The sequence below is a fragment of the bacterium genome, from assembly GCA_021158245.1.
Classification (GTDB): Bacteria; Zhuqueibacterota; QNDG01; order QNDG01; family QNDG01; genus QNDG01.
Genome location: JAGGVB010000201.1, coordinates 1 through 24,972, shown reverse-complemented (window position 1 = coordinate 24,972; position 24,972 = coordinate 1). Strand labels below are relative to the sequence as shown.

At 37.9% G+C, this 24,972-nt stretch carries 20 protein-coding genes; all 20 read right to left on the bottom strand.

Features of this window, described 5'->3' with window-relative positions:
• Position 1 precedes the first annotated feature (1 nt).
• The gene (locus tag J7K93_12320; GenBank protein ID MCD6117795.1) at positions 2-1,261 is read right to left on the bottom strand and encodes a DUF4185 domain-containing protein; all 1,260 of its coding nucleotides are present in this window, start codon (positions 1,259-1,261) and stop codon (positions 2-4) included.
• 66 nt (positions 1,262-1,327) lie between these two features.
• A complete protein-coding gene (locus tag J7K93_12315) occupies positions 1,328-2,329 on the bottom strand; it encodes a multidrug DMT transporter permease (protein MCD6117794.1) in 1,002 nt (333 codons plus the stop codon).
• Between the two features lie 215 nt (positions 2,330-2,544).
• Positions 2,545-3,567 (bottom strand): PorV/PorQ family protein, encoded by a 1,023-nt coding sequence (locus J7K93_12310; protein MCD6117793.1) that lies wholly within the window; start codon positions 3,565-3,567, stop codon positions 2,545-2,547.
• Between the two features lie 50 nt (positions 3,568-3,617).
• The gene (locus tag J7K93_12305; GenBank protein MCD6117792.1) at positions 3,618-5,615 is read right to left on the bottom strand and encodes a hypothetical protein; all 1,998 of its coding nucleotides are present in this window, start codon (positions 5,613-5,615) and stop codon (positions 3,618-3,620) included.
• 65 nt (positions 5,616-5,680) lie between these two features.
• Positions 5,681-8,638, bottom strand: coding sequence for a carboxypeptidase-like regulatory domain-containing protein (locus J7K93_12300; protein ID MCD6117791.1), 2,958 nt, complete (start codon positions 8,636-8,638; stop codon positions 5,681-5,683).
• A 215-nt stretch (positions 8,639-8,853) separates the two neighbouring features.
• Positions 8,854-9,135 (bottom strand): EutN/CcmL family microcompartment protein, encoded by a 282-nt coding sequence (locus tag J7K93_12295; protein MCD6117790.1) that lies wholly within the window; start codon positions 9,133-9,135, stop codon positions 8,854-8,856.
• Positions 9,132-9,416, bottom strand: coding sequence for an ethanolamine utilization protein EutN (locus tag J7K93_12290; GenBank protein MCD6117789.1), 285 nt, complete (start codon positions 9,414-9,416; stop codon positions 9,132-9,134). The genes J7K93_12295 and J7K93_12290 overlap by 4 nt, the downstream gene beginning before the upstream one ends.
• Positions 9,379-10,026 carry a BMC domain-containing protein gene (locus J7K93_12285; protein ID MCD6117788.1) on the bottom strand — a complete coding sequence of 216 codons (648 nt, stop codon included), beginning with the start codon at positions 10,024-10,026 and terminating at the stop codon, positions 9,379-9,381. Before J7K93_12285 ends, J7K93_12290 begins: the two co-directional genes overlap by 38 nt.
• Positions 10,026-11,480 (bottom strand): aldehyde dehydrogenase EutE, encoded by a 1,455-nt coding sequence (locus J7K93_12280; GenBank protein MCD6117787.1) that lies wholly within the window; start codon positions 11,478-11,480, stop codon positions 10,026-10,028. Before J7K93_12280 ends, J7K93_12285 begins: the two co-directional genes overlap by 1 nt.
• 93 nt (positions 11,481-11,573) lie before the next feature.
• The gene (locus J7K93_12275) at positions 11,574-11,873 is read right to left on the bottom strand and encodes a EutN/CcmL family microcompartment protein (protein ID MCD6117786.1); all 300 of its coding nucleotides are present in this window, start codon (positions 11,871-11,873) and stop codon (positions 11,574-11,576) included.
• A gap of 34 nt (positions 11,874-11,907) precedes the next feature.
• Positions 11,908-12,219 (bottom strand): BMC domain-containing protein, encoded by a 312-nt coding sequence (locus J7K93_12270; GenBank protein MCD6117785.1) that lies wholly within the window; start codon positions 12,217-12,219, stop codon positions 11,908-11,910.
• Positions 12,220-12,472: 253 nt separating this feature from the next.
• A complete protein-coding gene (locus J7K93_12265) occupies positions 12,473-13,120 on the bottom strand; it encodes a hypothetical protein (protein ID MCD6117784.1) in 648 nt (215 codons plus the stop codon).
• A gap of 9 nt (positions 13,121-13,129) precedes the next feature.
• Entirely contained in the window at positions 13,130-14,518 is a 1,389-nt protein-coding gene (gene deoC / locus J7K93_12260; GenBank protein MCD6117783.1) for a deoxyribose-phosphate aldolase, read from the bottom strand.
• Between the two features lie 35 nt (positions 14,519-14,553).
• Positions 14,554-17,295 carry a hypothetical protein gene (locus J7K93_12255; protein ID MCD6117782.1) on the bottom strand — a complete coding sequence of 914 codons (2,742 nt, stop codon included), beginning with the start codon at positions 17,293-17,295 and terminating at the stop codon, positions 14,554-14,556.
• A gap of 194 nt (positions 17,296-17,489) precedes the next feature.
• A complete protein-coding gene (locus J7K93_12250; GenBank protein MCD6117781.1) occupies positions 17,490-18,446 on the bottom strand; it encodes a sugar-binding transcriptional regulator in 957 nt (318 codons plus the stop codon).
• 276 nt (positions 18,447-18,722) lie between these two features.
• Positions 18,723-19,538 (bottom strand): SUMF1/EgtB/PvdO family nonheme iron enzyme, encoded by an 816-nt coding sequence (locus tag J7K93_12245; GenBank protein MCD6117780.1) that lies wholly within the window; start codon positions 19,536-19,538, stop codon positions 18,723-18,725.
• A complete protein-coding gene (locus J7K93_12240) occupies positions 19,510-21,744 on the bottom strand; it encodes a hypothetical protein (protein MCD6117779.1) in 2,235 nt (744 codons plus the stop codon). The genes J7K93_12245 and J7K93_12240 overlap by 29 nt, the downstream gene beginning before the upstream one ends.
• A gap of 53 nt (positions 21,745-21,797) precedes the next feature.
• The gene (locus tag J7K93_12235; protein ID MCD6117778.1) at positions 21,798-23,816 is read right to left on the bottom strand and encodes an ADP-ribosylglycohydrolase family protein; all 2,019 of its coding nucleotides are present in this window, start codon (positions 23,814-23,816) and stop codon (positions 21,798-21,800) included.
• Between the two features lie 88 nt (positions 23,817-23,904).
• Complete coding sequence (locus tag J7K93_12230; GenBank protein ID MCD6117777.1) at positions 23,905-24,099, bottom strand: hypothetical protein; 195 nt, start codon at positions 24,097-24,099, stop codon at positions 23,905-23,907.
• A gap of 25 nt (positions 24,100-24,124) precedes the next feature.
• Positions 24,125-24,972: ADP-ribosylglycohydrolase family protein (locus J7K93_12225; protein MCD6117776.1), on the bottom strand; the 848-nt coding region annotated here is incomplete at its 5' end.

Genomic DNA, 24,972 nt, shown 5'->3' with positions numbered 1-24,972 from the left:
TTCACAACTTTTGTAAAATAGTCTTCATCAATACAACAGTATACGGATTCCAAGTGGACATATTAAAATAGATTGTTGTCGTAGCGGAATCTCCAGTCGCGAACATCCCATATTGGTAGGAACCGTATTCAATACCCCATTCGTATTCCCTGCCAGGATCATGCACAGAATCCATCACAGCATACTCCCAACTCACATGCATGTAGCTACCTAATGCGTTATCCTCCCATGGATGGAAAATGATTGTCGGAAGTGACCAAGGACCCCATGGATAATCCGCGGTTCGCATATTGATACCTCGCAGATAATCGGGTCTTTCTGGGAAAAGGCAGGGGTAGAGCATTATCCATTTATGAATAAAACGATTGTATGTAACTGATATTGATGCCACACATGGTTGAAGAAAGAGCGGTTTAGCATCTTGTTCTTGGCTGCTCCAGGTTGGTTCACCAGAATCAGTCAAACCTGCAAAATACCATATACTCGATGGGTCTTCAATCAGCTCTGCAGGTTGAAAAGCAAGAAAAACATTGCTCTGTGCGGGCTTTCCAGAGCCAAATAGAACCAAGCCGACACCCGTCGAATCCGGAAAACCTTCCCATGCTGATACTTCCACTTTTACAATTGAAACATTGATGAAATGCCCATTTGGAAATGTTGATAAGTCGTATAAATAAGTAAAAGTATATCCGTTATCATCAGATACCGCCAAGACCGAACGCGAATACTCATAACCAGGCCCTACACCATACTTATAATTATCTGTACTTACATAGATGTACATACGCCCCCCTATACTCACCCCTTCCAATAGCGCTTCAAAAGCCCCCAGACTTACACCAGGAATACTTACGGGTCTGAAATGTCCATCTTCATTTTGGATGAAATCCAATTGGAGACCATCCTCCGGAGTAGTATCATTCGTATAGGCTATAGCATCGTAAGCACCTATCCATGTTTCACCAAAAAGAATATACGTCAGACCTTTGTGTATAAATGGAACGCCGAGGTCTATCATATCTAGATTATACCTAATCCCTGTTTGATTGAGCGTCGGCTCTTGTCGTTCTCGATCCCAATCGCCTACGAGTTGACAAATTTTAGTAGCACGGGATAGTACAAAGACATCCCGTGTATCACTAATTGGTGGTATATAATTTAAGTTTGAATTATCCTCATCTAAAGATTGCACAGAGCAATTGCATAGAATAATCACAAATAAAACAACTATTGAATAACTCAAACTTTTTTGCAGTATCACTTTCTTCCCTGATACTTATCATAGATAAGATTAAAATGTTATAACAATATGCTCTTTTATAAAAAATTAAGCCAACCTTGAAATTATAATAAGACCTAAACCGATAACAAAACAAAAGAACATAAGTGCTATGAGTTTATTTGCTGATTTTGGCGCTGCTTTAAATTCCTTCCAAATGAATACGCCCCAGAGTGCCGCTACCAACGTGGCTCCCTGTCCCAGTCCATAGGAAATCGCAAAACCTGCCTGACCTGATGCAATTATGTTTAAGGACATTCCAATATTCCAGATAATGCCACCAAGTATACCAATTAGATGTATGCGAAATCCGCCTTTGAAATAAGCAGAAAATGGAACCGGCTTACCAACAAATGGTTTTTTCATAATTATGGTATTAAATACAAAATTACTGACAACCACTCCTACAGAGAAAAAGAACACAGCTGTATAAGGACTCAGTTTCCCTGCTTCCAAATTAACAAAGTCTGTTGACATAGCTCTCGCTACGAATCTATAAAAGAATCCCATCAGAATTCCGCATAAAACAGAAAGAACAAGACCTTTAGTTGAGACACTTCCAGATTGACCAGGTATTTTTTTATAGGCAGCAGCATCAAAAAAAATAGCTGCAACTACTAATGCCACCCCTACAAAAAGGAGTATTGGATTCCCGAGTGGTGTTGCAATAAAATTAATAACAACTCCCAATGCCAAGGCTAATCCTATCCCTACGGGAAAGGCAACAGACATGCCTGCAATAGCAATAGCAGCAACCAAAAGGATATTTGCAGCATTAAACACAGCTCCCCCAATAGCTGCTGATAGTATATTGTTGAAATCAGCCTGAGCTATATCCTGGAAAAAACTTCTTCCGACTGATCCCATACTTCCTAAAGTAAGCGCTGAAACAATGGATAATAATAAAACACCGATCGTGTAATCCCAATAAAAAAGTTCAAAACGCCATTCCTTTTTTGCCAGCTTCTGAGTATTAGCCCAAGATCCCCAGCAAAACATAGTAATGACACAAAAAATTACCGCTGGTAGATAACTTTGTAATACAAACATAATTAACCTCTCTTTTTACTAACAGTTGCAATTACTCCTTGAACTCACAAAATAACACTAATAAAGCAGGCAAATATAAAAAATAAAATGATATTTCTTTTCATGTATTTTTTTCTCCGCCTGTCACAATATTTTAAATTATATTTAGATAGATAAGGTCATTTTAATTAAAGAGGCCAGCTAAGAAAAAACCACTCACTGGCCTCTTTTCCAGTTTAGAAAGAAAAGCCTAAAGAGAACATTTGAACTTGCTTTAATCTGCTAAAGTTAACAAATGCATAATTGATCTTTGCTGATACTTCACCTATTTTGTACTGTAGTCCGCCACCAAAAGAAAAATTTTCTTCATCATAATTAAAACGATAACCTGCTCGAAGGATAAGAATATCTGCAAGAGTATATTCGCCGCCTAAATTTATCTTTTCTGGGCCATCATTAGGATGACTGCCATCTAAGGAAATTGTTAATAGCTGATTACTACCTTCAGTATCAAAAAAGTCCATAGCCATTCCTAAACGAAAATCAAGTGGCATACGAACATCAACTGCCTCAGATTGGTATTCTTCGGACCATCCAACTAAGTGAGCATCGGGTCCAAAATTACGTGCCAACATAGCAAATCGCAAACTCTTGAATCCAGTATGAAAGATTGTACCAAAATCGACAGATACATTTTGCATACTAACATCCGCAATCTTTTCCTGAATCCATCTTACATTACCACCAATGGAAAGACGGTCAGTAATTTTTTTTGCATAAGACAATCCAACCGCAAAATCGCTTGCACTAAAAGTATTTCCAGTAACGACAGCTTCAGTTCTATTTTCTCCAATAACAGGACTGTTTATAGTTTCATCAATATCTCCCATATCAACTATGGCAACGCTAAGCCCGAACACGCCTATCCTGCCTAACCGTTTAGCAATTGATGCATTTCTATATCCTATATCAGCAATCCAATTGACATTGCTGATAAAACAATCCAAATTATCAACATCAGTCAAAGCTGCCGGATTACTGAATATTGATCCAGCATCACCATGAGAAACAGCAGTAAAGGCTCCACCCATTGCTGCGAATCTAGCATCATTTTGAATTTTTAAAAATTGCCACCCTGTCAAACCAACACGTTCAATCTTATAAGGATCAATACCACTTTGTGCATACAATCCTGAAATGGCCATAAGAAAGACGAGGGTAGCATTGATGAATATGATAGTTTTTTTATTATATTGCATCTTTGTTCCTCCTGTGGGATAAAATTGGTATTTTGATCATTAATGTCCCATTACTTAATAATTGCTAATTTACCAATGTAAGTTTCACCTTTATGTTCTGGAACATTTGATTCTATATGATAAACATAAACCCCAGGTGCTACATACATCATCCACTTATTCACTTGATAATCCAATTCAAGAATACTACCCCATGATTGGGACCCGCTACCATCATCATGTTCGATTTTTCTTACCAATTCACCAGCTAAAGTATAAATCCTAATCGTGCACTGTGCCGGGATACCAATAAATTCCATTCTCAATTCTTCACCTGAACCAATTAATCCACTGTGTTGGCGGAATGGATTTGGAACCACATACACCTTTTTAGGAAAGTCTGGGTTTGGCGGACGTAGTGGATAAACGGGATATCGGTTAGCATTAACCTTTCCGCTCTCATTCCCATTGGTATCATAACTCGTTACTGTATAATAATTACCAACACCCAATGACAAACCTTCATCTGAATAAGAAACCATTCCATCTTCAACAGCTGCATCTTCAATCTTAATATCTGCAATAAGCTTCCAGGGTCCGATTACAAAATAATTTGAACGATATACTCTATATCCTTCTAAATCATTGACTCCTGAAACAGGATCTGTATATGTATCCGGAATAGGTGGCCATGCAATTTTAACACCACCGCCAATCGGAGTTAGTGTAAGACTATTTTCCCCGTTCGTTGGTGTCATCGGTGGTGGATCATCTATCTGATATCCGTTGTGATACAATTCAAAACAATTTTTCACATTCTCAAAAAGAGCTGCTTTCGATTTTGTTGCTAGAAGTTTTACATTCTCCACCCCACCTTGGACAATCTTAGCTCTATCCATCTCACCCAAAACCTCAGCAAATACAACTTTTACAGATCCACCAGGGGGAATATCATTATAGGGCCCGCATGTGATCATAACTTCAGGCATTCTTAAATATTTACTTCCGCCTTCTACTCCCTGTGCATGTGCATCATCCCAGGATAAACGCGGCTGTTGATGTGTAATTTTTTCCAGAATTTCAGAAGGTGTATTGGTCCCGAGACGAGGAACAATATCTTCAGGGTCAACCTGACCTGCAAATGGTGGTTGTTGACCTAAAAATTGTCCAATATTCTGATAAACATTAGCCCCAGCAGAATCCAAACAGACGATAGCCGTGTATCCAGGTGCAAGAAGTTCGTGAGTTTGTGCATTAGGATCAAAAAGATCAGCCGGATCACCTATATCACCAGTTTCCGGTCCGGGACCAAAAGTAAAATTAAGCGGCGCTTCATCTTCCCACCGGAAAGACCAGCCATCATAGACATAGTAAAAATCGTAATTCTCATTCCAACCGTATTTATTATCAATATTCCAACTAAAATTACCATTACCAATAATAGCACCGTCCCCTTTCATAGTGGGCCAGCAAGCAACACGCACACCAAAATAAAGATTGTCCAATGGTGTATTACCTGTATTTGTGATTGTATATTCATGGATGATAAAATCATCATATTTTGGAAAACTCCATACCATGCTTTTATGGGATACATCCACGTTTAGATCGATCACATGTGATGCACCTGAAGCAACTTCTTCTGCAGGTATTGCGGGATCTTCCAGATTATAATTTTTAGTTAGAGATGATGCAACTGTTGGGTAAACATACTGCGATGATGAATAAAAAGCAGTACCAATTGTATAGGCAGCTGCAGCTCCATTTCTCTCCCCATAAATCGTGTACCCGCCAGACCAGGCATAGGACATATGGTCCCAAAGATTAGCACCTGTACTATATCCGGGATAATCTAATAAATAAAACTTGGAAGGTGGATTAACAGGATTACCCCACTGACAAGAATTCATAATAGTTAGCCATACTTTTCCTCGTGTTAGCGATGCCTTATCCCAATTTACTTGTGCAAACGAAGTACTAACCAGACAAGACATAAGGAAAAGAATTTTTACCCGTAAAAGGAAGCTGTACTTACAGCAACCTTTATATTTATTTTTGTTCATTTTCATGCTGATTCTCCTTTACTTAACAATTAAATGTCATATTATCAATTTATTAACAACCATTTTTAATGTTAAAAATCGACTTTCAATTGGAAGTAAATTTGTCGTGGCAGATTTGCCCAACTATACCAAACCCACTTATTTGGTTCACCTGACCACCAATTCTTTGGTAGCCTTTCTTCAAGTGAAAGATCTGGATTCTCTTGATAAAATGTCATATCATTACCAAACAGCAAATTCAGATCTTTGTTATTAAGAAGATTTCGGATATCCATACTCAATTCGGTTTGAATGCCCAGAATCTGGATTCTTTTTGCTACTTTCAAATTCGTTCTGTAATGAGCAAACCAGCGCATGTTATTTGGCTCCGTTGATGCATCTCCCGGTCCATGATAAGTATACTGCTGACCATTCCAGTATTCGAAATATAAATTTACATTAAAATTACTCAACGGCTTAAATCCTGCAATGGATGGTCCGAATCCAGATGGAAAATACAAATTGGCTATACCCTTGAATTTGTTATTGCTGTTCCACGGTTTTTTCCGCCCTGCAAAACCCTGAGGTGAATTTACGCCTGAATTTAATTCATAAAGGGTAGCATATCCTACAACTCCTCCTGTTGTGTAATTTAAATCATAACTAAAGTTAAAATTGAGGGGAAACTTAAAACGAGTATCCATTTTAACTTCTAATCCGCGGATATCAGCATAGGCACAGTTAGAGACCATAAGTGGGATATTATATTGGTTCAAAGCGTTGTAAACTGTTGTCCAAGTATTTAGATCCCCGTAGTATGGATCGTAATAAGTACCTTCCCTAAATACTGTTTGATCACTGGCATCTTTATAATAACCTGTTATATCCAGCCTTAATAAATTGGCAATATTCTGATCCACTCCAATCTCATATTGAATTGTTTTCTCATATCCCATTTTGGGATTACCTAGAAAACCCTGCCATTGATCCATAAAAGCTATAGTATTGGGATCATAAGGATTTCGCAGAACTTCATTATCCTCTGTATAACTGATATATGGAAATCCAAACATTTTGTTCCATGAAGGCCTTTGATAAAAATGGCCATAATTAAAGTGTAACACCGTATTTTCACTGATAGGATGAGAAATCCCTAAACGGGGAGCTACAGCAAATTGTGTTTTTGTCTTTTCCCTTTCCGGTTCCCCAGGATACCATGGAGTAATGTTACCAGGAGTTGTCGACTCGTAAGCCAGAGGATCAAACATGTTTTTAGGTGCATTACGTTTCTGATTGAAAAAATCCATTCGAATACCTGCATTAATAATCATTCCTGCAAATTCAAGTTTGTCCTGAACGTAATATGTACCTTCATAGGGTTTACCATTGAAAATATTCATCAAGTTCCAGCGGCTACCGCCTTCATAGGACGACATTGCATGATCATAAGCAAAATCATAACTCTTGGCTTCAAAACCCGTCTTAATCAAATTGTTTTTATTAACTTGACTTGTAAGATCACCTTTGATACTATAAACTTTACTATCAAACCACACATTAAAATGGATATAGCCTTCTAATTCGTATATACCAAGCATACCGAATTTTTCATCATCAAAATCCCATTTATTATCTGCTGTCCTGATAGACCATGGGAAAAGGTTATCTCTGTCAGTTTTATCCATATTATCATGCAGATAGTTGAAATTGATTTCGTAAAAAGTTTTTGGATTAAGTACATGTGTCCACTTCAAAGAATAACTCTGTGTTTTTCTCAATTCCGGCCAGAAATGCCAGGCACCGGGCATATTAATTTTAAACCAGTGGTAAGGATCGGTTGCTTGTGGAAATGGTAACCAAGCAATTTCTTGTGAATTTTCCAAAGTATTATAGTTTGAAAGTGAATTTGAACAAGTTTCATAACCACCGTATATTCCACTAAATTTCAATTTCATATTTTTATTGAGCTTATATTCCAAGTTCCCCTGAAAGTTATATTCCGGATTATATGCTGTCATTTGTGGAAAAATATTGACCCCCCGTTTGTATCGCCCGGATAACAAAAAACTTATTTTAGAATTTGCAGCACCGTAAATTGTAAATTCCGTCTCATATTCAGGACGCTCTGCATATTTTCCCTGAATTGGGTCTGGAGTCATTTGAGTTTGCCATTGAGCAAGTAGATTATTAGGATTCTGACCGAAATATTGACTCTGAGGATTAAGAGATTCTTCAGTCCAAAAATCAAGGCCATGGCCTGCCCAATCATAATTTTCATGGCTGTAGATATTACGCCCCCAGTGATACTTTCCTGCAGGACGCATACGACTAAGGAATGTACCGTGAATCCCCTTCTCTGATGATTTAGACACCATAGTGACAACTCCAGATTGGGCATTCCCAAATTCAGCATTATATCCACCCGTTTGGACAGCAATTTCTTGCAGAGCAGTTGTATTTAAACCTTGATAATTATCAGATAAAAGTCCGCTGTTCAAACTTACATTATCCAATAAATAAGAAGTTTCAACTTTCGATCCGCCACGAAAGTGGCCGCCAAATACACCTGTCTGCGTTGATATCACTTCATCAAATGATCTTGCCCAGGTTTTATCTATATCATTTGTTGTTATAACCTGTTCACTGGCTGTAAGATCCTTTACAACAATTGGTCGTTTAGCTGTGATAGTCACACTTTGACCTTTCACAACTGATTGAGATAATTCATAATTCAAATAAGTTGTTCTACTCACATAAATTTTTACTTCTGTTTGAGTAACCTGGTTATAACCCATATAAGAGCATCTAACCGAAAAAATACCAGGAGGAATATTAATAATAAAATATTCTCCATTTTTATCAGTGGTTGCTCCCAAGGATGTACCAACAATTAGCACATTAGCCCCTATAAGAGGCTCTCCTGTTCCCTTATCTGTCACTTTTCCAAATATCTTACCTGTCGTTGCAGCATACAAGCTCGAGGATATAATAATAAGAAAAATTATTGTCAAAAAAATAATCTCCATCCTAAAAATACTATTCTTCCTCATTTGTTCCTCCTCCTTTTGTTTTTTAGATACATTTTCCAAATTTTAAAAAATGCATTCAAAGCACAATTGGTACCTCCTTTCTTTTCTTACAACTAATTGTCAATTATTTCCTAAATTAACTTTTCTGATATGAAATTATTTTATTCTTTATTTATTTATACATAAATATTCCTTTAATAAAAAAGTCAAATAGTTAATAACACAAATCAACTTTTTCATACTTTATCTATATCTATACTTATATGATCAACAATTCCAACGATTATAGAACGAATTGGTGCATTGGAATCATCTACAATCTGACGGGCTGAATTTCCCTCATCGATAACTAATACAATTTCCCCATTACCAGCATCTACAGTGTCCACGGCAATTAAATATTTGCCGGTTGGTCGGCCTTTTGGATCTAAACGATCAACAATGAGAAGCCGCCTAGTGTCATAAAAAGGATGGTTAATTGTAGAGTATATAACCCCGCAGGCCTGTCCCAGGATCATGTATCCTCCAAATTTAACAAGTGCACATCATCTACAATTCCAATAATCGTATGGTCAACAGGAACAAACCACGGATCCAGTGCTAACGCTGCTTCTCGTCCACCTTCATAATAAATCAGCTCACCATGTCCGGCCATTCTTGTTGAATCAGCTGCAACCAAAGGTGACCCGGCAGATTTCTGCTGTTTATCTAATGGTTGAACTATGAGCATAGGAACTCCTTTTAATCCTTTATAAACTTCACTAGGTGTCAGAGTTCCTATCACCCTTCCCAATAACATTATTTATCTCTCCATCTTTAATAAATAAACTTTCAATTTTTGAAAATCGTGTTGATACATCAATTTGCTTAGCGATCTCTGGATGCAATTTGGGGATAATCGAATAGCTACACAAAGCATTAAATTCTTCAGCTGATCTTTGAGCAATCCGAATAGCTGATTCAAGATCCCCTACTTTCCCCGTAAATATTGTAAATGCTTGACCACCCAAAGAATCAGCCATTCGGGTTTCAATAATGTCTACATCTGCACTTTTAACAGCTGCGTCTGATGAACGAATCACTGTTGCCACTGTTTTCGTCTCAAAAACAGCTATGCCATCCCCAATACATCCAGTGCGGTTCCCTAACAACGCATCATAGACTTGTCTATGCACATCAGGCAGAAATAGAGAATCCAAAAGGAAAGATTTTCCTCTATTTACACCTTCTTCGTACGCTTCTTCCACAGAAGCAACACTGCCCCCAATCAAAATCAAAAATTTACCCCGAGATACAGTACCAGTCTTAATCATTGAAATTGGAGAGTGTTTAACCATTGCATCACTGCATAGAATTCCCATAGGAATATCTGAATATTCGATTAATGCTATTGCAGGGTATACTTTCATTATATTATCCTAAAATGGTCTACTAATACACAACGACGTTCACGAGCGAAACTTCTTGGATTTGTCAACCCTTCTCCCGTAGGACTAGCTATTGAAAATGAGCAATACCCCTCGCCCCCATAACCCAAACCGGCAACTGCAGGTCCATTCTTCACAAAAATACTGCTGTCCATTTCCCGTGCCATACGGCTCAAATTGTCAAGATTCTTGGAGTGCATCACGGCTGTATGGCGTAATCCACCCTCAGCTTCCTTGGCCATATCAATGGCTTGATCGGCACTTTCCGCCCTCACAATCGGAAGAATTGGCATCATCTGTTCGGTCCAAACCAATGGATGCTCATACGGGACTTCCACAATAGCTAACCGCACATCCTGATCTACATTAATTCCAATTTTCGATAATATAACCTGAACATCTTTTCCAATAAGTGTTTTTTCCATAACCGCATGCATTCGAGGTCCATGGTTTTCCGCAAAAATAATCTTCTCAAGATGCGTAAACTGTTCTTTACTTAGTTGGACAGCACCCTGATTTTTAAGTGCTGAAATAAGTTTATCTGCAATACTTTCTACTACGAACAAAATTTTTCCACTGACACAGATAATATTGTTATCCAAAGATGCACCCAGTAATATATCTTTGGATGCCTGCTTTATGTCCGCACTCTCATCCACAACAATAGGAGGGTTCCCAGGCCCTGCACAGATTGCTCTCTTTCCACTTGTCATGGCTGCTTTTACAACACTTGCACCACCTGTTATAACAAGTAAACGAACATCTGAATGTTTCATCAATTCCTGTGCACTTTCAATTGTCGGTTCAGAAATTGCCGTGACTAAATTGCATGGCCCCCCTGCTTCAGAAATCGCTTCATTAATTAGAATAATATTTTCAATACTTACATTTTTTGCAGATGGATGTACGTTGAAGACAACAGCATTCCCAGCCGCAATCATACCAATCGTATTACAAATAATCGTTGAAGTAGGATTCGTTACAGGTGTTATAGCACCGATAATACCATATGGCGCCAATTCCATCAACATCAAACCGCGATCACCCGAATACGCCTGAGTTGTCAATATTTCGGTTCCTGGAGTTTTCTCAATAACAAGTTTATTCTTTAAAATCTTATCTTCAACACGTCCAAGACCTGTCTCTTCATGCGCTTTCCGAGCTAATTCTTCTGCATGTTCAGACATTTTAAGCCGGATATTCTTGATTATCTCATTTCGTTTTGCCAATGAAAGTTGCATTAACTGGCGTTGAGCTTGTCCGGCTGCAGCTACTGCCTCGTTTATTTTCGAAAATATGCCTGATAAGGACGAATATTTTTGAGAAAGATCTTTCTTATTAGGCAAATTTAATCTATCATCAGGACTGGTATATAGTAACCTTTCGAGTACACGTCGGGCTACAGTATCAACCTGCTTTTCCGTCAAGGAAGACATATCAACATTCCTCATAATCATCAAAAATGTTTATTCAGCATCATATTGAATAATTAAATATTATAATCTGACATATGTTAAGTGTCAATACATTTAGTCATCAACACCCTTTTTATATTTCAACTGGCCTTCAACCTCCCAGTTATCAACAATAGCCATGATTACAGCATCACATGGACGTTTTTCTGTCATGATAGTTTGTCTTGCAGAACTCCCACTGGCATAGAGTACAATTTCTTCAATGCCAGCCCCCACAGCATCTACTGCTACTACAAAACCACCTGTTTTTTTACCATCTAAATCTATCTGACGTAATAAAAGAAACTTCAGTCCTTCCATACTCGGCTCTTTTTGAGTTGCAACAACAGTACCCGCTACCTTTGCTAAAATCATCGTTTTTCCTATGGTTTTATTTATTGCATATAAACTAAGACCGCTTTATAGTTGTTTTCTCCTTTTTCTCCATGCGGCCAAGTGGCATAACAATATCAACGTTCGCATGAAGGCGAGCAATTACATGGATTGCAACGATCTCACCAACTTTTGAGGCACCTGCCCTACCTGCATCGCATGCGGCTTTCACAGCAGCAACATCACCCCGAATGATTGCAGAAACATAACCGCCTCCTGTCTTTTCATAACCAACCAATTCTACTTTTGCTGCTTTTACCATTGCATCTGCTGCTTCGACTACTGCAGGAAAACTCCGGGTTTCAATCATACCTAATGCTTCAGCCATTTCATTACCTCCAAATTATTTGTTGTTCTCTTCAAAAAAATAAATTTTCCATCTTTACTAACCTGCATTATTCATAAATCACAACCACATTTAATCAAATTTATTTAGGAATAGACACTTAGCCCAATCCTGGATTCCTGATTGAAAATTTCAGGAATGACACCCCTCCCTCATGTTATTCCCGTCCCGATTTTAATCGGGAGGAATCCTTCTTTTCCTTGTCTCTCTTAAATTTGGACAAAAATTCTCTTTATTAATTTTTCATTTCTTTTCCAGAGACATCCTCAATCGCCTTAATAGCAGCCCGATAGCCGACATCAATATCCCGTTCTTTCCCACCAAGATAAATCCTTCCAAAACTACCATATGCCCTTACTTCTAAAATATTGATATCTGCAGCTTTCTCAGCTTCATTAGCAGCCAAAGCTGCATAAGCTGCAGGTTGAACCTCCATTACAAAAAGAGTTTCTCCTGGAACAATCATATTCCCATGGCGCATTCGATTAATCAGCTGTGTCTGGTAATCATCAATAGAACGAATCACTTGACTGGAATATATTTTCGGTTTCCACCGTTCCTCTTCTTTTAATTCCAATGCCTCCAAAATAGCATTACCTGCTTGACGAACGTCTGCTTGGGAGGATGAATGAACCTCTAATAATCCGTAAAGCCTTTCAACAATCTGCATTCCTGGTGTAACATCTGTTGATTTTAATGCAATATCAGTTACACGATTAATCTCAATCCCGGGAGAAATTTCAACATAAAGTGAAGCCATTCCGGCAATTGGTAAAAATCCTTTCACAATAGTTCCTAAAAATGCTGCATATTGGGGTTGGATGCTATCTAAAAAAATATAAGCACGTAGATCAACCAAAACATAACCTCCCTTTAATTTTATTATACAAACTCACTCAGAAACTGTAATATTTTTTGCTTGCTCAAGAATTTGAACACCCGCACTCGCACCTATTCTTGTAGCACCTGCTGTAATCATTTCATTAAAATCTTCAATAGTTTTAATTCCCCCAGCAGCTTTAACTCCCATCCCTGAATCACGGACAACTCGGCTCATTAATTCTACATCATGCTTAGTCGCACCTCCCGGGCCAAATCCAGTAGAAGTCTTTACAAAATTTGCTCGCGCACGTTTAGCTACTTTACAAGCAATTATTTTTTCTTCGTCAGTCAGCAATGCTGCTTCGATAATAACTTTGCTCAAAGCACCTCCATCTTCACAAGCTTCAGCAACCATCCTGATATCTTTGTATAATAATTCTTCATTACCATTCTTTAATGCTCCAATATTAATAACCATATCAATTTCTTTAGCACCATCACGAATAGCTCGACGTGTCTCATGAGCTTTTATCTCAGGCATATGATTTCCATGCGGAAACCCAACAACTGCACATACATGGACATGTGTTCCTGCCAATTCCTTTGCAGCCAGTGGGACATATGTTGGATTTATACAAACCGAAGCAAATTCAAATTCCTTTGCTTCTGAACATAATTTCAAAATATCATCAATCGTTGCATCAGGGTTTAGTAAAGTATGATCAATATACTTAGCAATGTCTCGTGGAATATTTGTTATCCCAGGACTATTTGATATCCTCTCAACACCCAAGTTAATAAATTTGCGTACAGTATCATGGTCATTATCTACACTTTGCTTAAAAGCAACATTTGCGCTATTGTATAGACTAATTTTCTGAGCCTCTAAAAAATCTTTAATTTTATCCGCAACGCGCTCAATATCTTGATCTGTTAAATCCAATGAATTTGTCTCCTTTTTTTGAAGACTTACAGTGTCCTCAAAATTACAATTCTGTTTAATGCATGCGTTTAAATCATCTACCATCTTCACTCTACTCAAATAGCGTTCAACAGTACATTTGCTTGACAAAAAAACATCAACAATTTGTTTAGCCAATGTTGAGCTGATCAATCCTGCACCTAATGTTAATACATTCGCATCATTGTGCTCACGCGCACTCTTTGCAGTGGAAAGATCATAACACATCGCAGCACGAATACCGTGTACTTTATTTGCTACCACAGCAGATCCAATACCGGATCCATCAACAATAATTCCAAATTGAGCCTTACCATCGGATATCCTTTTAGCAACAGCATATGCATATTTTGGATAATCGACGGAATCTTTATTATAAGTACCACAATCAAATAACTCATAGCCATTCGCTATAAGATATGATTTCAGCACTTCCTTTAATGAGAAGCCTGCATGATCCGATCCGATGGCAATTGATAATGTTGTTTTTTCAGACATATTCCTTGAACCTATTCATCAGCATTAATTGAGTATTATTTAAACACAATTGATAAATGATCGCCCCTTTTCAGTTCTACAAGATTTTCAAAAGAGACATATAATAGACAATTTTTCTTTTTTAAACTTATTCGCACATTTTTGGATATTCCATTAACACTTGTTATTGATTTGAAATTATAATCCTTTGAAATTCCCAATTTCAATATTTTTAGGCTTCCATACTCCACTTTTACAGTAACAGTGTGGTCTTTAATGGTGAAACCACCCCAACCCTTACCTGATGACCAGAATGTCTTGAAATCATTTTTATTGACTTTAGGTGAGAATGAAATAACGTGATTAACACCATCATATTGATAACCTGAAAGAGCAAGCATTATCGCCCAGCTCGACATTGCTCTCGCATAATTGTGTCCACATTCTATTTCATCCCATGGATTTCTATTAAAACCACTATATCTGTCACGAGCGGCCTTAATTATTGTCAATCCATCCTCGATATGCCCCGTGTAAATCAACGAACTCGCTACCTGATACTCTATACCGGTCCAAACTTCGTCAGAATAGATAAAAGGAAGTACAGGTCGGTTACCTTTAGGCCATGTGCAAAGAAGAAGTCCTTTCTCATCATTCAGAGCATATATGCGTTGAACATTTGAGAAATTATTAAAATCAGTTCGAAAATTGTATTTAAAAATCGATTCCATAGCTTGATCAACATGGGCTTTATTGAATAAATAACCAAGGCCAGTCGTAAAAGCCAGGTACTGGCCCATTAACTGATCCGATAAGCAACCCTTTTCATATTGATACTTTGGTATAATCTCTCCATCCGTATTAGGAGTTTGCCACTCCTTTGGGACCTTAAGTCCATCAAGAACATCAACCTTCTGAGAATAATATTCCCCATTCCACAGAAGTCTATCATATTTTTTAGAACCTTTTTGGAAAAGCTTGATGTATTCCTTTGACTTATCATCTTCACCCACAGCTTTTGCCATCTCCGAAGCTGCTTTTAATGCACCTAAGTAAGTTGCACCAACCATGGTATTTGGTCCATAAAAATCGACATCATACGTATTATGCTGCTGCCCCTCCATAACACCATCTTTGTTTGGGTCCCATGGCAATGCAGCACCATTTTTCTGCCATTCCAAATTCTCCTCAACCTTTCCAACACCTTTCCATGCATACTCAAGTGAGGCTTTAACCTTTTGCCAAATACTTTTTAGCCAATCAGTATCACCCGAAAGTTTCCATTCTCTATATGTTGTGATAATATTTCCCATTTGCCCGTCAGCTGCAGGACGAAAATGAAACCACCTATTTTCAGGCGGGAATATAGTACGATACGGTTGATAACCATTATTAAATGTATCATGGAGTAATGTTATCTCATGCATACTTCTTTCGAGAGAAGGGAATAGATAAGCTAAAGTTTGTGCATAATTCCATACGTGTGTACAGCTCCCAAAACAACACCCTGCGTTATCTGTCAACCCTTCCCATCCATAAAATTGTCCCTTTTCATCACGCGTTACAAGATTCGTTTTAAGTGATGACATTTGAGAAGTTATAGCATCAATCACATACGATGGATAGGAAGAACTAAAAAGAATATCATGAAAAGTTTTAGTATCCTTATATAAATTTTTAATATTTTGAGTTAGATATCTAAGAACATCCCACGCATCCTTAAATTGGGTAGTATAGTAATTTCTAAATATTGATGATTCTGTTGCACCAATAGAATAGATTTCTTTTCTATTCGGAAAAAACCAACTAAAATAGAAAGGAACTGTTTTTTCTTCATTCGGCCTTAATTCAATTGATACTAAAACAGTTGCGACATCAGATTTTGGATTCCAATAGAATGTGTTATTATTTTTTGAGCTGGCCTTTTCAGTATAATTCCTGATACGTCCATCGTCTGTGAAATCACCCCAGAAAATATGTGCCTTATCAAACCAGATACCCCTATACCACCTTGTTTGAACATCAACATCTTCATTAGTTGTAGCAAAAGCAAGGCTCCCAAATTCCAGATCCTTTTCTTTGTTACTGTTAGAATACATGTATATTCCTCTATTTACCCCATCATCGATATATTCATTTATGTCGTCTCCAATGTCTAAATTATTGTAAAAATCAAAATCTTTCTTATTCCCCGATTGTATTGGATTCTGCATAGTAAACGCGATTGAAACCTTTATAGAAGAATTTGTTGGATTTTTGAGTTTCCAGTTAAATATTGCAGCAGGAATACCACTTCTCTTCGGAGAAAGAGGGATAAATGGATTATAAGCTTCAAGATTTATTTTTATAGGAATGGTCTCATCTTTGTAAGTAAGATATGCAAAAGGATATTCCCCCTTAAATATAACTTCTTTAAATCTGGAAACTCCGCCAAATTGATTCCTTGGGACTCCCATCCAACCCGTATAAGGAGGGAGTAATTGTCGTTCTAATATTTTTGCTACAGGCTTCTCTCCCTTTTTCTTAACCCATATGGAGAAAAAATTTCCGAATCCGGTGGTCGAACTCTTAGCCGGTTTATTGAAAATTTCAAGTCCATGAATGTCGCCTCTGCCACCTAATAGAATATTCCCAGTTGCTACTCCACCAATAGGAAATGCAATTGTTTGTAGATCTTTTCCAGTAAATGACCGTATCTTATCAGAACTAAATAAATTGCTTCTATCTTTTTTCTGTACAGCATTTAATGAATTAGTTATAATAGAAATAGCTGAAATTATTAATACTAACTTTTTCATCTTGGCCACCTCACGAACAATAAATCTCGATTCTTAAATTAATTTTACAATTTCAAAATTATATCCATTACATATGTTCAGCACTCAAAAACATTTGTTCATTCTAATTTAAAAAAAATTATACCTTTTTCTTTTAATTTAACAAATAAACAATAACCTCTTATTTATATTTCTCCTGTGACTAAGAATATTTATTAATTGCTCGATAATTTTAATATTTCAGTAGCAACCCATTCATCTGTGATTAGCACATTAAAATATTTTCCAAGTAACGCTGCATAAATGGCCTTTAATTTTTCCTTACCTCCAGCAACTGCAATAGAAAATTCTTTTTTTCGTAACTCTTCGATTTCAATTCCAATGGTTCTGTCATTTAACTCTTTCCAACAAATTTTTCCATTTTCATCAATAATCCTAGAACAGATATCACCAACTGCTCTTTTTTTTAGCAAATAATTAACTTCATTAGGTTCAAAATAATCTGCCAACACTAAAACGGATTCACGATTAAAAGCACCCACTGTAAACATCGCTACCGAAACTTGACTAGCCAACTTCAATTGGTGAGAAATATTTTTATCATTCATAATAGCCTTTTTTAGAGAACTATCATCAAATATTGCAGGCAATGTCATCAGAAAAGGTATTGCATGGTAGTTCTCCCCAATCTTCATTGCAATCTCACTGGAATGAGTATCATATACTGCTTTTGCAACACCTCCGTTCAATTGGACAACAATCATTCCTTTTATTGGCCGCGGTTTCAAATACTTAATAACTTCTCTCATGGTTGTACCCCATGACACTCCAAGAATAATATTTTCAGTTAATAAAGAATCCAAATATTTTGCTGCTGCTTCACCTAAACGCCGCTTAATCACTTTTGTGTCCACACCTTCATTAGGCACTATAATTACTTTTCTTAATTTGAATTTATCCTTAATTCTATTTTCAAGTTTTGTCCCATGATCAGATGGATCGCATATTTTTATTTTAACTATTCCTTTGTCTCGGGCTTTTTGCAACAAACGAGAAACAGCTGGCCGTGAAATACCCAACTTTTTTGCAATCTCTAACTGACTAAAATTGTGATCATAATAAAGTCGGGAGATTTCTATTAGTTCTTCATCTTCTTTTGTTACGTATGGCATTTTTATTAGCGATCATTTGTTCTTGTAAGTTGAAATTCTGTTCACAACAGGAATAATATAAAAAATACTTTTCCATTTGTCAAGCAAAAAATTAATATTCCGGCCCCCGCGCATTGAGCGCATTGACTCATAAATAAAGTAACTTTAGAGGAATTGAACTTTTTCATAAATTAGTCGTTGCCTTATAATAGATGTAACCATAAAGACGGGAGATATAATACAATTAATCCTTTTTCACTAACTATAACATTTATTACCTGGATTTAGCCTTAGATATTATCTCATTTTTTTAACACAACGAAATCCAATAGCTGATGAACGGTTAAATCCAGGATTTAACCACCAAAATTTTAATCGCTGCCGGTTGGTCACAACGCCATTTTCCATGTACCATAAGCTTCCGAATGATTGAAACCAACTGCCTCCCCGAATATAAGAAAACCAGTGCCAGCCATCATCTTGGAAACTATCAGTCATCTCCGCCACATTACCTGCCATATCCAACACACCAAACGGACTTGCTCCTTTTGGATAGGAACCAACGGGTTTCGTACCATTCGAATTCACGTTGGCCTTTTTCGGATTCCATTTATCCCCCCATGGGAAAATGCGCCCATCTGTACCCTGAGCAGCATATTGCCATTGTGCTTCAGTGGGAAGGTCTTTGCCCGCCCATTTTGCGTAAGCCTCTGCATCCCAATAGTCAACATAAACAACTGGATAATTTTCTTTTCCTTTCGGAATTTTACCATTTTTCCAATGTTTAAGAAAATTCATCGGCCATTTTGGTTTGTAACCTGACTTATCAAGAAATTCTTTGTATTCTTTATTTGTCACTTCATATTTATCAATATAAAATGAATCAATTTGAATTTCATATTCGTCAACATAGGCATCACCAATAGGGCCTTCTTTATAAGGTAATAATTGCAGCCCCTCACGCCATCGATTGACCTGAATAAAATGAAATTTTGTTCTTGGTACAAGCACCATCTCTTTTGGTGCATTCTGGCTCTTTAACGGGAGAGTGTAGAAAAACAAAAGGGCAATCAAAAGATTGCTATTAATAACCAACTTTGACCAGCGCAACATCCTTCACCTCCTTATTGTCATTGCGATATTGGATCATTACATACCCATCAGTACTTTTTTTAACACTATTCAGATCAAATATAAGCAGACTATCGGCAGTTACTTCAGGACCTTTAATGTTTCTTTTTGTAATATCAATGCCGATTAATTCAAGTGTACCTGATGTACCTCCTGGTATTTGGGCAATCCATTTTCCATTCTTTTGCGATACCTGTATCCTCTTGGGCATTGCCACAAAGCAACCTGCTTCTTCAGGCATTTCCTGTGGTAAAAAAGCACATTTTTTCCCTTTGATCTTTCGAATTTCAACAGGCCGTTTGTTCCACACATCAACAATATGCCAATCGTCAGGTAAGTTTACGCAAAACAAAGGACCAATCATACGGTTATCAAAGAAATGAGATACGCTGTCACGTTGTGTTTGATACAGTGTGTAAAGGTACATTTCATTAGTAAAAAATCCATTTACAAAAAGATCCTTTCGCAAAGTTGGAATGAGGGGCATTACATTATTCGAGGTGACTGCACGGACAAAATCGTGCATAATGCGATTGTATCGGCTGATCAAAATATTTTCGTCCCACGGCGGTAAATTCATCTCTCCAAAAACATCTTCCCATACCGCATATCCGGTGGCATTGAATAGGGCGTTATAAATCAGCGGCCTGCGGTTGCGGTCCCACCTCACAATCTTAAATACCTGATGTTCAGGAATAATAAACCGTAAAAGATCTACAACAGGCATAGTGCGGGAATGGCCCGGATGGTCAAAACTTTCTGTTGTAAATTGCAAACCTTCAATGGACGGCCTGCCCTCAGTGACAAACTGTGCTTCAGGGTTGTACTTATCAATCTCGGTGCGAAGAGAAAGACTCGCTTTATCCATAGTATCCAAATGCAGCCCATCAGCATCAACAGCGCCCAGGATTTCAGCCTGTTTTTTATACATATCTTTTCGTTTCCGAATTACATCCCATGGGTTGTAAGGTAAAAATACATGGGTCCCCATTGAATGGAAAGTGGCAACAAAATTTTTAAATCCTTTTATACCTCCCGGCAGATCATAATAAAGGTCAAATTGATCTCTTGGATCTACGCCGACTCTCGGGTAGGAATGCCAGAACCAGTATTGATCAATTCCGCCGAATTCACGCTTTGCTTTATTCAGGAATCTTTCAGGTGTAAAACGGTTTTCCCAAGGATCATAAATCATATGATTATAGGCAAACGAGAAATATGCCAGAAAATCCTTTCGGAATTTCTTGTAACCTGGCCTTTTGTAATATGTAAAATCAAATTTATTTCTAATGCGGTTTTTTAGCCAGGTATATGATTTATGCCAATCACCTTCAAAAATTCCAAGAATACCTTCAAATATATGTATTGTATCGCCTTTGGCTACTTGCATTATGTGTGACGGCCAGAGAGCTTTTTCTATAGAGCCAAAGTGCCATGGAATATCCGATTTCTCTCGATAGACAAAAACACCCATATCAAGTTTGGGGAATTCAACAGTCGTTGGTATCTCAGGTCCTCCTTCAATAAAGTGCAACCTCACAGGCCCGGGCTCCGGAGGACGCTCCCATTCATGCACAGGGTGATAATTTCCCATCAGCTTTTCAGACACACTTGTGAGTAAATACCCATCTCCTGTCGGGTATAATATTCTCCTTACTCCGCCAGGATTAGGCGAGATAAAAGACAGCCACGGAATTCCAGGAACAACAGTTGTTTTACCACCTCTGTAAATGTCTGAAAAGCCCTTTTTAAAATGATCCACCAACCATATCTTCGCTTTGATCTCCGGAGTCTCACCAATGCTGAGTTGTACGAAAATGTGGAAGGGATTTTCCAGATAATTGGAGTATGCATGAATAAGTACAGTAGAAAACTCTTTATTTCGTTGAATTGAAACGTTCCGTATACCAAATCCTACATTAAAAAGAGTCCATTGGTTTTCAATACCAATAAGAGGCATGGGCGTATTTGATTGTATCAGTTCAATATTTTTCTTTTTGAATTTTAAGGACTTAACACTCAGCTTCCAATCCAGTGAAATGGTCATGGACAAACTATCATTTTCAAGTATAATTGTTCTGGGTGTCGATTCATTGGGGATTGCCTTAATTCTCACATCAGCACCGAATGAAAGGGTGTGTATTCCTATTAAAATTCCTAAACAAACCAGATATAACTTATTATTCATTTTAATTTCTCCGGTCTAAAAAAAGCTCCATTAATAATACTCAAAAAAACATATTATTTTGACTGATTATCTTCCGGCAACTTGAGATAATTTCGAAATCGTTGATTATAAATCTTATTTTTGAATGCCAGTATCCAGAAAGGCAGCATAAACAGATACTGTACAATACCCATCACAAAACTAAGAATAAGTATCCAAATAAAATATGCAGATAAAATAGCAAAACCCCATGTACTGGCGGCAACGGCTGTATCTAAAATGATTTTTAAGATTATGGTCCACATCAGCATAAAAAGAAGAAAACGTTTATTACTATACCGTTTACGGCAAAGAAAAGATGTGAATGTTACCCCCAACAGCAGTGTCGCTGCCCAGGAAAAATAAGTTGCAAAAAATGTCTTTGCTGCTCCATCATAAAAACCTTTACAAGTGTCCATTGTCCCAATGAGTCCCGCTGCAGCAAAAACCACAATAGCCAAGCCAAAAGGAACAATCCATTTGAATCGTGCAATTTTTTCTCCAAGTAAAAACAACAGACCTATTCCTATTGAAAAGCTAACGATTAGAACCGGATCAATACCCTCTTTAAAAAAGTCGGACGGTATGAGTTGACTAAAAATTGCTCTCAAAACCAACACTGTTATCAGTGGAACAACAATCCAAAAAGCCTTCAGGTTACGGTTTTCCTTTAATGCGAATACGGCCAGAACAAGTAACAGCCACAAAGCCAGTCTGAAAAACCATCTCCATTGTAACTGAGGGAGTTCTTTACTGGTAAAACGTGTGCCTGCAATTGGGCCGGGTTCCCAACACTGTTCAAGGCTGCCGGGTTTGACCTCCATAACCGGAATGACGAATATTTCTTCTCCATCATCATTCTTCTCAATACGTCCACCGGCCCGTAATACAGTCTCTCTGGCCAGTTTCTCACAAACATCAATTAACATGGGGAAATTATATTCCGTATAACTGAACTTCTTATCCCGTTCCAACCCTGATATAAAACGCTTCGGAAGTTTATCATAACCAACGGTAGTAAAAATTACGCCGGCAGCGCTTGAGGGATTACAGTCGGAATCCTGACCACATCTCATCGATATAATGGTAGTTTGATCAAGATCGCAATTTCCATAAAGCAATCCCATAACAACATATGCTCCGTTGAGTTTGGCATCAATATCAAATTTACTCTCCTTCCCTGCGCAGGAAAATCGCCGATAGTCCGGATTATCGTGATATTTTTCATTAATAAGCTGCCAGGTTTTCTGCCAGTCATCAGGATTCTTCTGGTGCCAGTTTATCACATCTCTAACCGCCTCTGCATATTGACTGCCTGATGGAATACATTTAAGCCCTGCTTTAACTATTTTTAAGGGATCATTCTCGAAAAAAGCTTCGGCATACATCCCTCCCACAAACTGGCCGCCATACAGTCCGTCTCCGTAATTCATCAAACGCCCAAACTTCTCACCAAGAGCTATAACAGTGTTGGGCAGTCCCGGTGCGATCAAGCCTGAATAATCGGCTTCAATCTGATAATCAATGTCATCCGCATGTTTATTGAATTCCGGATGGCCGCAATCGGGCGGTGCAATGCCGTTACGTAAATTAATACGGCCGGCATTATTTGCATGCCATAGTTGATACTTACTGTTGGCAAAGTCAATACCAGCCTGGCGCATTGATACATCAAAACCATACATTTCAAGGGAACACAGGAATGTCATTTCAACATAAAGGTCGTCCTGGTCCCACACATTTACCATTTTGGGCTGCCACGCAGGTACCTCACCTTCCGGAATAATACGGCTTTGATAACGAAACTCTGTGGGAGCCCCCCAGCCAACACCTGCCATCTGGCCGAGCCAGCCGGCCATCATCTTGTTACGGTAATCACTAACCTTTAAACGCCGCTCCTTAACAACAGAATTTTGCGCTTGGACATTAGACACTGATGTTACTGCCACAAACAGCAGAATGAAAACAAACAGCACTTTTTGCCAAAATTGAAACAAAAAACTATAATTCATATGAAACGTACTTCTGAATCTCAAATTATGTTGATTCTTCATAATAGTCTCCTGTTTTTTATTTTATTACATCCGCTATTTACTTTCAAAGATAAGGGCCCCTGGCAGTAATAAATCCAGTGCATTCTAATCAATTATTTCGATAAAAATTCTGATTCAAATACCTTTTCATAATTCTTTTTATAAATTCATCTTCATTTATATACATACCAATACTGCTGTTGGGTTTTTTACTTTCATCTATATCATCTCCCAAATCACAATACAGAATTACTTTTTCCCTGTCCTGCGCAAATATGGAAGGAACCAGTAAAAACAAAATCACATGTATCTTATTTCCATTTTACATCTCATTTATTTATTTGATCATAAACAATTGCCCTCGCGATTTTCAGTTTCGTGCCTGAAGATTTTTCGTTCTTTTCTCCATTAATGATCATTTTGATCGTATGGGAACCGTGATCCAGATTAATTACATGAAAGAGATGTGCGCCGTTAAGCCAGCCGTCTCCCGCACCCCATTTCATCACATAATAGTAGTTGTCAATAGTTCTCGCGAATTCACCGTCCACATACACATCAGCTTTACCGCAGTCTTTATCAAACCTCCCCATAATCACCGCACCGGTACCTTCAAATGTAAAATCTACTTCAGAACCTTTCTCCGAGGCCTGCATCTGCGGTTCTTTATAACCCCACTCAATGGGCTCTTTGATTACCTTCCAGTTTCCCTTCCATTTCCAGCAGTTTTCATCTTCAATGGTCACTTTAAATTTGGGCTTCATATTGGGGAAGGATTTCTCATACTTTGCTGCTTTGGGTTTCTGAATCTTGATATAACAGTTCCCGTCTTCAATTCTGCCGCCGTTTTTAATAATCAATTCTTTCGCATAGTGCAGGGTTCTCTCTACTGCTTTATTGAATGAGTAATCGGTATAGATAAAAGTCGAATCCGAGATGTCATCAATATACCGGGTCCACTCAGCCGGAATACGGTCATAGCCGAGGATAATTCCCATCACTCCCGAACAGTTTGATGGATTGCAGTCAGAGTCGCCTCCGCAGCGCGTGCTGATTTCCATGGATTTCTTAAAATCGCCTTCGCCGTACAGCAGACCCATGGCAATGTACGCCCCGTTCATTTTGGCATCGATATTGAAATCAGACAAGGCGCAACAGATATCAGTATCGCCCCATT

Bases quoted from the DNA above. Each gene is read 5' to 3' on its own strand.
- J7K93_12315 (MCD6117794.1), bottom strand. From the start codon at position 2,329: ATGTTTGTATTACAAAGTTATCTACCAGCGGTAATTTTTTGTGTCATT.
- J7K93_12310 (MCD6117793.1), bottom strand. From the start codon at position 3,567: ATGCAATATAATAAAAAAACTATCATATTCATCAATGCTACCCTCGTC.
- J7K93_12305 (MCD6117792.1), bottom strand. From the start codon at position 5,615: ATGAAAATGAACAAAAATAAATATAAAGGTTGCTGTAAGTACAGCTTC.
- J7K93_12300 (MCD6117791.1), bottom strand. From the start codon at position 8,638: ATGAGGAAGAATAGTATTTTTAGGATGGAGATTATTTTTTTGACAATA.
- J7K93_12295 (MCD6117790.1), bottom strand. From the start codon at position 9,135: ATGATCCTGGGACAGGCCTGCGGGGTTATATACTCTACAATTAACCAT.
- J7K93_12290 (MCD6117789.1), bottom strand. From the start codon at position 9,416: ATGTTATTGGGAAGGGTGATAGGAACTCTGACACCTAGTGAAGTTTAT.
- J7K93_12285 (MCD6117788.1), bottom strand. From the start codon at position 10,026: ATGAAAGTATACCCTGCAATAGCATTAATCGAATATTCAGATATTCCT.
- J7K93_12280 (MCD6117787.1), bottom strand. From the start codon at position 11,480: ATGTCTTCCTTGACGGAAAAGCAGGTTGATACTGTAGCCCGACGTGTA.
- J7K93_12275 (MCD6117786.1), bottom strand. From the start codon at position 11,873: ATGATTTTAGCAAAGGTAGCGGGTACTGTTGTTGCAACTCAAAAAGAG.
- J7K93_12270 (MCD6117785.1), bottom strand. From the start codon at position 12,219: ATGGCTGAAGCATTAGGTATGATTGAAACCCGGAGTTTTCCTGCAGTA.
- deoC (MCD6117783.1), bottom strand. From the start codon at position 14,518: ATGTCTGAAAAAACAACATTATCAATTGCCATCGGATCGGATCATGCA.
- J7K93_12255 (MCD6117782.1), bottom strand. From the start codon at position 17,295: ATGAAAAAGTTAGTATTAATAATTTCAGCTATTTCTATTATAACTAAT.
- J7K93_12250 (MCD6117781.1), bottom strand. From the start codon at position 18,446: ATGCCATACGTAACAAAAGAAGATGAAGAACTAATAGAAATCTCCCGA.
- J7K93_12245 (MCD6117780.1), bottom strand. From the start codon at position 19,538: ATGTTGCGCTGGTCAAAGTTGGTTATTAATAGCAATCTTTTGATTGCC.
- J7K93_12240 (MCD6117779.1), bottom strand. From the start codon at position 21,744: ATGAATAATAAGTTATATCTGGTTTGTTTAGGAATTTTAATAGGAATA.
- J7K93_12235 (MCD6117778.1), bottom strand. From the start codon at position 23,816: ATGAAGAATCAACATAATTTGAGATTCAGAAGTACGTTTCATATGAAT.